Genomic DNA, 12,266 nt, shown 5'->3' on the forward strand with positions numbered 1-12,266 from the left:
CAAACTACCATGTCACAATCATCGACGACCTCAACCTCCCAGCCTGTTCCAGTATCATCTACTCTGGCACAGTTACCCAGTGGTATCCTCCTGTTCCCCGGTGTGATTGGGGCAATAGTTTTAGCCCTCATCGCCACCTTATGGGCGTACAAACTGGTTTACAAAATCACCCCCAATAACGAAGCATTTGTCAGAACGGGTGGCTTTTTTGTCAAACAGAAAAAAGTCATTTTGTATGGCGGTTGTGCGGTGTGGCCCGGTTTCCATGAACTGACTCGTGTTCCCTTACGGGAAATTTCTATTGATGTGGAACGCACCGGAAATCTAGCCGTTCGCACTCAAGACTATCTGCGGGCAAATATGCGGGCAACATTTTATGTCTGTATTAATGCCGATAAAGATGACGTGTTAACCGCTGCTGCCCGACTCTCGAAACAAGGACGGGTTTCGACTGAAGATATTAAAGAAGCCCTAGAAAAACGAGCAGATGATGCGATTCGAGCCTCGGCGAAGAAGAAGAGTTTAGCGGAAATTGATTCCGATAAATTAGGCTTTGCGGATGAAGTCTTAAATCTGATCCAGCCTGACCTAAAAAAAGTAGGTTTAACCCTAAATAATATCGCCATTTCTGAGATAGAAGAAAGCGATACATACGATACCAATAACTTCTTCGATGCCCAAGGGGTACGCCTACGAACCGAAACCATTCAACGCTCCATCCAACAAAAACGGGAAGTTGAACTGAGTACCCAGGTGAGAATTGAACAGCAGGAACTTGATGCCGAAAAGCAATCCCTGCGAATCGCCAGAGAAAAAGAAGACGCCTCTCTGGGACAACAACTGGAGGTTGAATCCCTAAAATCCCAGCGACAACGAGAAATTCAAGAAGCCAAAGACCGAGAAGCCGCCACCATACAACGGACAAAGATTTTACAAGATAAGTCCGTTGAAGAAGAAGAAATTCGCCGCAAACTCTCAGTTCAAGAAAACCAAATTCAAGCCGATATTGCCCTAGAGGAACGGAATAAACAGCTAAAAGTCGCCCAAACCACCCAAAAACAGGAAGCCGAAATCGCCGAAATTACCCGTGAACAAACCGTTGATTCCTCCCGTTTAGAAGCCCAAGTTCGGGTGGCTGAAGCCGAACGTTTGTCGAAAGTGGCGAAACAGGAAGCGGCTATTGCGATCGCCAATAAAGAACGGGAACGCTTTGCCGCTGAAGCCGAACGCGCTCAAGCGGAATCCGGTGTGGTTACGGCGACAGAGATTGAAAAAGCAGAACGGGAAAAACGCTTATCCCTAATTTCAGCCGAACAAGAAGCAGAAAAACGACGGATTGCCGACCAAAACGTCGTAGAAATCGATGTATTCCGTCGTCGTCGTCAAGCGGAAATTGCCCGTCAAGCGGCAGAATTAGAAGCCGAATCCATTCGCACCTTAGCCCAAGCGAATCGGGATAAAGCCCTGGCTGAAGCTGAAGGAAAACGAGCAATCATTGAAGCCGAGAATACGTTGAGTGACTCCAAGTTAAGCGCCCAAGTGCTGACCACAATTTGGCCCGATTTGGTAGATAAACTCCCAGAAATTGCTAAAGCCTTAGCGCCACAACCGGGAATTTTAGGCGATACCCGAATTTTTGCGTTCCCCGGTATGAATGGCAGTAATGGTAATGGTCATGGGAATGGCATGGGTGATATTAACAAACTCTTACTCTCGACCAGTGGCTTATCCTTAATCAACACGCTTCTGGATGAAGGGAAGCTAGGAACGTTAATTGGTCAAGTGAGTCAGTTGGTGCGAAATAATCCCAGCCAAACTGGAGAAAATGGTAACCAGACGCCGCCAGAGTCTTCAGCCGAATCCGAGACTCCAGCCTTAGTCAAGCGGCAAACCCCGCCACCACCTCCCCCATCCAAATCTCCCGGACAACGACAACCGTCTTCCGCAGCCGCGAAACTTGTCGAACCATCTCAGGTTAAGAGTGATCAGGGTTCTGCACCACCGCATCGCACATCTGGGTCAAAGAGCGATCGCGATCGCGAAGACCCCAGAACCCGTCATAATTGAATTGAGGCAAAGGTGCAGGGGGAGCAGAGGGAGCAGAGGGAGCAGAGGGAGCTGGGGGAGATGGGAGAGATGAGGAGGTTAATTCAAAACTCTACCTTCCCTGTTCCCTAACAAATGACAAATGACGAATGACAAAGAACAAAATTTGATACCCTAGCTTAAATAGTCTTGGGAACGAGTAGAGAAGCGTGGATATTCAAATTGGGCGAGGTAAGACAGGTCGCAGAGCCTACGGCATCGATGAAATCGCACTAGTCCCCGGACAACGGACGCTAGACCCTAATTTGGCAGACACCCGTTGGCGTTTGGGGAGCATCGAACGAGAAATTCCGATCATTGCCAGTGCGATGGACGGCGTGATCGATGTGCGAATGGCAGTTATCCTATCTGAGATGGGAGCGCTAGGGGTGCTTAACCTGGAAGGCATTCAAACCCGTTATGCTGACCCTGCTCCGATATTAGAGCGAATTACCTCTGTGGGTAAGTCAGAATTCGTTAATCTGATGCAGGAGTTGTATGCCGAACCGATTAAACCGGAATTAATCAGCCAGCGAATTCAGGAAATTAAAGACCAAGGTGGAATTGCGGCGGTGAGTGCGACGCCAGCCGGTGCGATGAAATACGGTGAAATTGTCGCCTCAACGGGTGCTGATTTATTCTTCATACAAGCCACTGTGGTGTCCACGGCTCACCTGTCACCCGAGTCAGTCACCCCCCTAGATTTAGCCCAGTTCTGTCAGGATATGCCAATGCCCGTGGTTTTGGGCAATTGTGTCACCTACGAAGTTGCCCTGAACTTAATGAAAGCAGGTGCCGCGGCTGTTTTAGTGGGAATTGGTCCTGGTGCCGCTTGTACCTCGCGAGGCGTTCTGGGTGTGGGAGTCCCCCAGGCGACGGCGGTGGCTGATTGTGCGGCTGCCCGTGATGATTATCATCAAGAGACGGGTAACTATGTGCCAGTTATTGCTGATGGTGGGTTAATTACCGGGGGAGATATCTGTAAATGTATCGCTTGTGGCGCAGATGCGGTGATGATTGGTTCTCCTCTGGCTCGTGCCAAAGAAGCCCCCGGACGCGGCTTTCACTGGGGAATGGCAACCCCTAGCCCAGTTCTGCCCCGAGGAACGCGCATCCAGGTGGGGAGTACGGGAACGTTACAAGAAATTCTGATTGGACCTGCACAACTAGATGACGGTACTCACAATCTTTTAGGTGCGCTGAAAACCAGTATGGGAACCTTGGGCGCTAAGAACTTGAAAGAAATGCAGCAAGTGGAGGTGGTGATTGCGCCATCCTTGCTGACAGAAGGGAAAGTTTACCAGAAAGCGCAGCAGTTGGGGATGGGTAAATAAAATTTTTGGGGTTGACAAACTGCCCCAAACCCCACTGATGTAAGTTAACATAGAGAAAGCGGAGACGCATGTTTCCGTTCACTCCTCACACCACACTCCGCCCGGACTACGTTCGGGCGGTTCCTTTTTCCTTGTTAAGCTCCAATGTCGCGATAGTTTAACATCTTAATCGATTAAATGTGACGATTTATGTCTAAATATATACTTTTTTTGCAGGGGAACGCTCAGTTTTCTCTGTGGTAAAATATCCCAAGACACATAGAAAATAGTACACGCAAGGATTTCCAGGCATGTCAACAGCCGTAGCAGTTACAGACGCCAGTTTTAAGGAAGACGTCCTAGATAGTGACGTTCCCGTTTTAGTAGATTTTTGGGCACCTTGGTGTGGTCCTTGTCGGATGGTCGCACCTGTGGTAGATGAAATCGCACAACAGTACGAAGGTCAGATCAAGGTTGTGAAGCTCAACACTGACGAAAATCCTAATGTAGCCAGTCAGTATGGGATTCGCAGCATTCCGACCTTAATGATTTTTAAAGGAGGGCAGCGAGTCGATATGGTTGTGGGCGCAGTTCCGAAAACGACGCTAGCAAACACTCTAGAAAAGTATCTCTAATCGATTATCGATTAAGCCTTAAGCCGAGTTGGGTTAAGGCTTGTTAGGCTTGCAGGCGCGATGAGTCGCTACAGCTACAAAAAGCCTGTAAGCTCTCGATCAGGTTGGCAAAAATAACCCAAAAGCCAGAAAAGCGGTGAAAAGCGGTAAATTGCCAATCTCGAAATCATTATAAAAATCAGCAAGTTGGCAACTTGAGTTCATGTCTAGTCCCCAAACCACTATAATTACCTGTTTTTCTATGGTAAATCCGGATTAAGACACTGCCACTTGTACTAGTAAATGTCTAAATCTATAGACTTTACTAAGTCATGAGTAGGATACCTATATCGCCTCCACCCATTAAACGGGTTGTGGCGATCGCATCAGTCATGGTTGGTTGTCTGGTCGGTCCGATTCCGACTTACTCTCAACCAACCAACTCAGCGAGTAATACTCCCTCGCTGCAAGATATGCTTGAGTTTAATCTGGATCTATCGGGTCGGGGAAGCCCCCGTTCCGGTAATCGCACAGGTGGCGCGAGTCGTAGTCTCTGTGGGGGAAGTCAATCGGGAGAATCTCTGTTCGCCCTGATTCCTGATACCAATGTGGGATTAACGGTAGAGGAACATCCCACCTTCTGGTTCTATATTCCTGATGGCGCGAATATATTCCACTCGATGAAATTTGCCCTCTGGAGTGAGCAGGGACAGAAACTGTACGAAACCACCTATCCTGTGACGAACGCCCTACCCGGTGTAATTAGTATCTCTTTACCGCCAACTATACCCGCGCTAAAGGAAAACCAATACTACAACTGGATTTTTACCGTTTACTGTGAAGATCCCCAAGCCGCGATTGTTCGCACTGATCCCCGACGAGTCCGAGTTAGAGGTTCCATCCAACGTGTTCCTTTAACGGCTGAACTCCAACAAGGATTGAATCGGGCGTTGACCCCACGCGATCGCGCCGTTATCTTAGCCCGACATGGGATTTGGTTTGACTCTCTCACCCTGATCGGCAATCTTCGCCGTACTCAGACAGCCAATTACGCCCTGGCGATGGATTGGATTAACTTGTTAGAGGATATTGAACTCGACGCGATCGCATCCAAACCCATTACTGAATGCTGTAGTGCTTTGGCTGAGTGATCCCCATATTGGCATAGTGGTTCTCAATTGAGAATTATCAATCACCCTGTCCTCTAACTAAGGTTGCTTGTCTTCCACCGTTGCCAAAAACCGCTATATCTAGTGGATGTTCCTAATTCCACGTTAAACACGAGATATCAGCGACTTGATTCGAGCCTGTAAGACCCCGCTACACTATCCGCGTTCGATCAGTCCCTCATTTTTGCACTTTGGCTGTTCTCCTTTACCAGAAACAGCTTATCGCCCCTAATTTTAATTCAATAGCCGCTTGACCCTTAAAACAGTGTGCTATAAAGAAGTAGATTGGATATTTTCTCAAGTACTAGGTGGTGTATCACTAAATACTGCGGCTTTCTTGTCCAAGGGTTTAGTATAGGCTTTAGTATTTTGTTGTCATTGGAGAATATAGGTTGGTGGCTAACCATAATTGAGTCATTGCGGCAAAGGAATTCTGGCTTGTGAATTTCTTTGATAGGTATGTATTGAACTTATACCTAGGTTCACCATAGCTGAAACCAATAACAGATAGCTTAACCTGGAAAGGGGAGTGATATCGTCCAGATTGATTATTCAGATACTTTCGACGATAATTCAACCGCAATAGTTTTGGTGCCTCTTTAAAATTCAACGTATTTCATGATAGCTGAATAATCGTATTGGGATTCGGTGCAGCTTCTAGTTAGGACTTACCTTATTTAGGGTTGAGTGGAATCCTGTCCGTAAAGTCCTATACATCAGTTCAACTTATTCCACGGAGTTTTGTAGCCCCTATGATTAATTTTGCAATGAAAGGAGCAATACTGCTGTTGGCTACTTTACCCATTTTGGGTGTCACCAGTATACAGCCAACTGAGGCAACTTCAATCCGTCTCAAGGTGGATAAAACAGACGTACCGATTGTGCCTCAGTTTAATCCTAGCTCTCTATTGACAAACACCTTAGTTACTCAGCCATACCCACCTAATACTTTTGCTAAAGAGCATATTTTAACTAAAAAAGCCACACCGATCAACCCCACAAGTCTAATCGTAGCTCAGTCCGTTACCGGGGCTGGTGATCCGGTAGGGACAACGGTTGAGCAAGATGGTAACCAATTTAACATCGGCGATGGCACAGTGTCCGGAGATGGGGCAAATCTCTTTCACAGTTTCCAAGACTTTGGTCTTTCCGCTGGTGAAATTGCCAATTTTATTTCTAATCCTGAAATTCGCAATATCTTGGGGCGGGTGGTTGGTGGGGAAGCTTCAATTATTAATGGTTTGATTCAAGTTACCGGGGGAAACTCGAATTTATTTTTAATCAATCCGGCGGGGATTGTATTTGGGGCGAATGCCAGTTTAAATGTTCCCGCGTCGTTTACAGCTACAACCGCTACAGGAATTGGTTTTGCCGGAGATCAGTGGTTCAATGTCTTTAGTGAAAATAACTATCAGACGTTAATCGGTGATCCCAATCAGTTTGCCTTTGATTTAGCTCAACCCGCAACCCTAATTAATGCTGGCAATCTAGCCGTATCAGAAGGACATAATTTAACCTTACTAGCAGGAAATACGATTAATACCGGGCAACTGACTGCACCGGGCGGCACAATTACAATGGCGGCTGTACCGGAATCCAATCGGGTGCGGATCAGTCAACCAGGACAATTATTAAGTTTAGAAATTGTACCATCTACGAATGAGAATGGGGAGATAGAGGCAATTGATCCCTTGGATTTACCAACGCTGCTGACGGGTACAGAGGACAGCGTAGAGACGGGATTAACCGTTACGGAGACAGGTCAAGTACAGCTTCAGGAGTCTGGTATTACTGTACCCGCAGAAGCCGGGGTTGCGATCGCGTCTGGTACTCTGGATGTGTCTCATGAGTCTCCCACTGTCGATTCCCAGTCGGTGAATGTGTGGGGAAACAAAGTGGGTATATTTGATGCCACAATTAACGCCTCTGGGATGTATGGCGGCGGAACAATACGACTCGGCGGTGACTATCAGGGTCAAGGTACGTTTAATGCGTCTCAAACCCTAATCAGTGAAAACTCGCTGATTACGGCTGATGCTGGAGTACAGGGGAAAGGCGGTGAGGTGTTTGTTTGGGCAGATGGGGTGACGGGCTTTTATGGAACTATTAGCGCCCGTGGTGGAACGGAAGTAGGAGATGGGGGATTTATTGAAGTTTCTGGCAAAGAATTGCTGATTTTTACTGGTCACGCTGATGCGGGAGCATTGAATGGTCAACCGGGTACATTACTGCTTGATCCTAAAAATATCACAATTGGAGATGCTAATTCTCCATTAGCGATACGCTTTAATCCTGATCCTTCATCACCAGGAAATCAATTTGGTTATTCAGTTGCAGCGCTAGGTTCAGACGTACTTGTAGGTGATCCGGGATACGACGAAGGCGGGCAGAACGACGTAGGTATTGCTTATTTGTTTGATGGGACTACTGGAGAAGGGATAAAACAATTCTTGAGTCCCAATTCAACAACAAATGGTCAATTCGGTTTTGCTGTAGCTGGGATGGAATCCGACAAAATTATTGTTGGTGCGCCAGGAGAGGACGGAGAAAAAGGAAGGGCTTATTTATTTGATCGTGATGGACTCATACAATCTTACACAAACCCAAATTCCTCAACGCCTCAGGGTAATACTAAATTAGGCTTTGGCTACTCTGTTGCTGCTGTCGGATCAAATATTCTGGTCGGATCTCCAGGATATGATCACACCGAAATAAACCCAACAACAACAATAATAGATGCAGGTGCTGCTTATTTATTCGATGACAGTAGTAATAGCCCACTAACAGAGTTTTTCAGTTCTCATCCTAAAGCTGATGGTCAATTTGGCTATTCGGTAGCTGGAGTGGAATCCGATGTGCTGGTAGGAGCGCCGGGAGAAAATGTCGAGGTAGGGAATCAAACAAGAACGGCAGGTGCGGCTTATCTATTTAGTAATAGTGACCCGAACCCAAAGCAATATTTGAGCAGCCCCAATCCGACAGATAGCGGACGGTTTGGTCATTCAGTCGCCGCGATGGGGTCACAAATACTGGTGGGCGCTCCTAGTGATAATCTTGGACAAGGAGTTCAAGGTGCTGCCTATTGGTTTAATCAGGATGGCGAGTTGCAAAACACTTTTTCTAGTCCCAATGCTGATAACGGTCGATTTGGTACTTCAGTAGCAGCAGTAGAATCGGCGGAGTCTGCGCTAGGGTTTAACGTTGTTGTTAGCGCTCCCGGAGAAGATGCTGTCTATTTGTATGAACCCCGGCAAGATTCTAACACGGGACGTTTATGGCAAACCTTTCCCAAGCCCTCGGATTCACCCAGCAATTTTGGTAATGCGGTTGCTGGGGTAGGGAGAAACGTGGTGGTGGGAGCGCCAGGAGAGATGAACAATGCAGGGGATATTTATTTGTTTGGCTCAAGCTTCGAGTTTGGCGATAATCCCGACCAATCTGTGACGATTGATGTCGCTACTATTACCAATATTACTAACACGGGAACCGAGATTGAGTTTCAGGCAAACAATGACATTACTGTAAATGAGTCAATTATCACTGACAATCAAAACGGAACTGGAGGATCTCTGAAATTAAGAGCGGGTCGAAGGATTGTTATCAATAAAGATATCATCACCGATGATGGAAATTTAACCTTAATTGCCAATGATAGCGAGGCTATCCAGGCATTTCGCGATCCGGGTGATGCTTTTATAGAAATAGCCTCTGATGCTACGTTGAGTTCGGGAAGTGGTGATATATATCTTCAACTCGATCCAGGAGAAGAAAGGGGAGATATTAATGTTCTCGGCGAGATTATTACTCAGACAGGAGATCTGTTTGTAGAACATAATAATCCCACAGGTGGAAACGTCAATATTGAAAACACGATTAACGTTGGTGGAAATGTTGATATTACAACCACGGGCGGTAATATTCTTGCCAGTGGAAATGTGGAGACGACTAACGGAGAGATTAATTTCGCTAGTCAAGGGGGCGACATAGAAATTCAGGATGGGGGGAATGTTTCTACTAATGCTGGTGAGATCAATTTCGCTAGTCAAGGGGGCGACATAGAAATTCAGGATGGGGGGAATGTTTCTACTAATGCTGGTGAAATTCGTTTCAACAGTCAGGGTGGAACGATTGAGATTGATCCGGCGTTCATTTTGACGGGTGAAACGTTCTTGTCTACAGGTGCTGGAACGGGGGATATTCGGTTTAATAATCGTCTCGATGGAACGCAAAATCTCACGCTTACGGCGGGAACTGGTAATGTGAGTTTTGAGGGGCAAGTTGGTAGTGGTACAAGCCTGGACAACCTGACTATTGTTAGTGCCGGAAATGTGACCGCCAAAGACGCGATCGCAGCCACTAGCTTTACGCATCAATCAGGAACTGGCATAGTTAATTTGAGTGATTTACAACTATTCAATGGAGATTTAGAACTCAACACCAGTGATGGCTTGATAGTCGGGAATATTACCGCAACTGAAGGCAATGTAGAATTAAGAGCAACGAACAATATCACTGTAGAAACTATTACAACGTCTGGTGGAACAATTAATCTCACCAGTGAAGCAGAAAAGGTCACAACGGGTGATTTAGAGTCTGGTGGTGGTAATGTAGATGTGACGGCTAATAGTGACTTAACCACAGAGAATATTGCAACATCTGGCGGCACAATTAATCTCACCAGTCAATCTGGCAAAATTGACACGAGTGGTGACTTAGAGTCTGGTGGTGGTAATGTAGATGTGACTGCCAATAGTGACTTAACCACAGAGAATATTACAACATCTGGCGGCACAATTAATCTCACCAGTCAATCTGGCAAAATTGACACGAGTGGTGACTTAGAGTCTGGTGGTGGTAATGTAGATGTGACTGCCAATAGTGACTTAACCACAGAGAATATTACAACATCTGGTGGCACAATTAATCTCACCAGTCAAGCCGAAGAAATTAATACGGGTGACTTGAATTCTTCTGCAGCCACGGGTGGCGATATTACCGTAAATGCGAAGATCAGGATTACCACTGAAGCCATCAATTCTAGCGGCACTGAAGGCGATGGCGGCAACGTTTTCCTCGATCCTTTGGAAGATATTACCGTCAATTCTATTAATGCTCAAGGCGGCAGCAATGGTCAAGGCGGTGATGTTGACATCACGACGCAACAATTCTTTCAAGCAACAGGAAGCTTTACCGATCAAAATGGCATAGAAGCTAGTATTTCTACTGCAGGTGGTAACGGTGGTGGCGATATTACAATTCGTCATGATGGTGGCGCAAGAAACGTGCCGTTTGTGGTGGGTGATGGAAGCGAGAATGGTACGGCACAAGCCATTACCAGTGGAGAGTTTACGATTGCACCTGTTCAGTCATTTCCAGGAAGTCATACTCTCGGCAATATCCGGATTATTACAACTGATCCTGCAACTAATCCAACTAATCCAACTAATCCGAATAATCCGAATAATCCGAATGATTTCAATAGTCCTCTAATAGAGTTCAAGAAACCTTTAGAGCGCCCTCCTACTCCTAATGCCTTAGATCAAGAGCCGATTATCAATGCTGATGTTTACAAAATAGAGCGCTACTTTACCCAGGCATTTGAGAAACAACTGGGAATGGAGGCGGAAAAAATCCTCACCTTAGATGAAATTCGCAATCGCTTGCGTAGCATTGAGGTGGCAACTGGGGTCAAGCCTGCTGTAATTTATGGAGTTTTTGTACCGAGTAGTACTAACTCAGAAATGGAATTAGAACTGATGCTGGTAACAGCAGATCGGGATGTTATTACCAAGCGAGTGTCAGGGGCTAAACAGTCTGATGTCCTGAATACAGGACAGAACTTTCGTCAAGAAATTCTTGATGGTGGGTTTGGCTATTTAGATGACGCCCAACAACTGTATCAATGGATGGTAGCCCCCTTAGAAACAGATTTACAAGAAACAGGAATTGAGAATTTAGTCTTTATTCTCGACGAAGGGTTGCGCTCATTACCCATAGCTGCTATGCATGATGGAGATGACTTTATCGTGCAGCGATATAGCGTCAGTTTGATGCCCAGTGTGAGCCTCACAGATACCCGTTATGCCAGCATTAAAGCCATGCCCGTTTTGGCAATGGGAGCCTCAGATTTTCCCACGAATCCCCTTTTGGAGCAATTACCGGCTGCCGCCGCTGAGGTATCTATTCTGACCAATACATTGTGGCGAGGTCAAGCCTTTTTCAATGAGAATTTTACAGTTAACAATCTCAAGGCACAGCGAGAAGACAAACCCTTTGGCATCATTCACCTGGCTACCCATGCAGAATTTGAACCGGGCGCACCTAGTAATTCCTATATTCAGTTATGGGACTCTAAAGTAGGATTAGATCAAGTGCGTAGTTTAGGCTGGCATAATCCGGCTGTAGAATTAGTGGTATTGAGTGCTTGTCGTACTGCCTTAGGTGATCCCAGTGCCGAACTTGGGTTTGCTGGATTTGCGGCTAAAGCTGGAGTTAAATCAGTATTAGCTAGTTTATGGTACATCGAAGATTGGGGAACGTTGCCAATGATGGCAGAGTTTTACAATAATCTGGATGATGCACCGATTAAAGCGGAAGCTTGGCGACGGGCGCAAATGGCAATGATTGAAGGAAAGGTTAAGTATGAAGACAATCAATTAATCTTATCGGATCAAGCCATTACTTTGCCAATTGCTGATGCTAACCCTGGTAATCCTGACTTATCTCATCCCTATTACTGGTCAGCATTTAGTATTGTTGGTAATCCTTGGTAAAAGGCAGAGGTGCGCAGAGGCGGAGGAGCCGTTCGACACAAACTAATCGTGAAGCTTGCTCCCTAAGCTATTACAGGAGAAAGAGCAATCCCCAACTCCCCCAGCTTTTAGCGCTTAAGTTGACACCAATGCACAATGTCTTGTCCCAATCTCATAGTGCGAGGTTGGGGAGGGCGGGTTTTGTAGAAAAGTTATTGGTTTCTCTGTTAATTTTGCACTTAAACCCGCCCCTACAGCTTGGTTCTTCCTACTTGAACTTATCAACTTGTGAGCAATGGTGAAGACTCCCGCGCTCCATAGCCGGGAGATGAA

Annotated in this window: 5 protein-coding genes; all 5 read left to right on the forward strand. The window is 46.2% G+C overall.

The features are described from left to right. The first annotated feature begins 9 nt into the window (after nt 1-9). The 5 genes from ACLFWI_RS03650 to ACLFWI_RS03670 all read left to right on the forward strand — a co-directional run bounded on the left by ACLFWI_RS03650 (nt 10) and on the right by ACLFWI_RS03670 (nt 11,954). Nucleotides 10-2,067 carry a flotillin family protein gene (locus ACLFWI_RS03650; RefSeq protein WP_446411780.1) on the forward strand — a complete coding sequence of 686 codons (2,058 nt, stop codon included), beginning with the start codon at nt 10-12 and terminating at the stop codon, nt 2,065-2,067. A gap of 188 nt (nt 2,068-2,255) precedes the next feature. Further along, nucleotides 2,256-3,419, forward strand: coding sequence for a GuaB3 family IMP dehydrogenase-related protein (locus tag ACLFWI_RS03655; protein WP_446411781.1), 1,164 nt, complete (start codon nt 2,256-2,258; stop codon nt 3,417-3,419). 290 nt (nt 3,420-3,709) lie between these two features. After that, nucleotides 3,710-4,033, forward strand: a complete 324-nt coding sequence (trxA, locus tag ACLFWI_RS03660; RefSeq protein WP_446411782.1) for a thioredoxin — start codon at nt 3,710-3,712, stop codon at nt 4,031-4,033. Nucleotides 4,034-4,344: 311 nt separating this feature from the next. Continuing rightward, nucleotides 4,345-5,163, forward strand: coding sequence for a DUF928 domain-containing protein (locus ACLFWI_RS03665; RefSeq protein ID WP_446411783.1), 819 nt, complete (start codon nt 4,345-4,347; stop codon nt 5,161-5,163). A 770-nt stretch (nt 5,164-5,933) separates the two neighbouring features. Then, the gene (locus ACLFWI_RS03670; RefSeq protein ID WP_446411784.1) at nt 5,934-11,954 is read left to right on the forward strand and encodes a CHAT domain-containing protein; all 6,021 of its coding nucleotides are present in this window, start codon (nt 5,934-5,936) and stop codon (nt 11,952-11,954) included. Nucleotides 11,955-12,266 lie beyond the last annotated feature (312 nt).

It is taken from the genome of Coleofasciculus sp., from assembly GCF_046539235.1.
In the GTDB taxonomy this organism is placed as follows: domain Bacteria; phylum Cyanobacteriota; class Cyanobacteriia; order Cyanobacteriales; family Coleofasciculaceae; genus Coleofasciculus.

Coding starts and splice junctions, on each gene's coding strand:
- ACLFWI_RS03650 (WP_446411780.1), top strand. CDS start 10: ATGTCACAATCATCGACGACCTCAACCTCCCAGCCTGTTCCAGTATCA.
- trxA (WP_446411782.1), top strand. CDS start 3,710: ATGTCAACAGCCGTAGCAGTTACAGACGCCAGTTTTAAGGAAGACGTC.
- ACLFWI_RS03665 (WP_446411783.1), top strand. CDS start 4,345: ATGAGTAGGATACCTATATCGCCTCCACCCATTAAACGGGTTGTGGCG.
- ACLFWI_RS03670 (WP_446411784.1), top strand. CDS start 5,934: ATGATTAATTTTGCAATGAAAGGAGCAATACTGCTGTTGGCTACTTTA.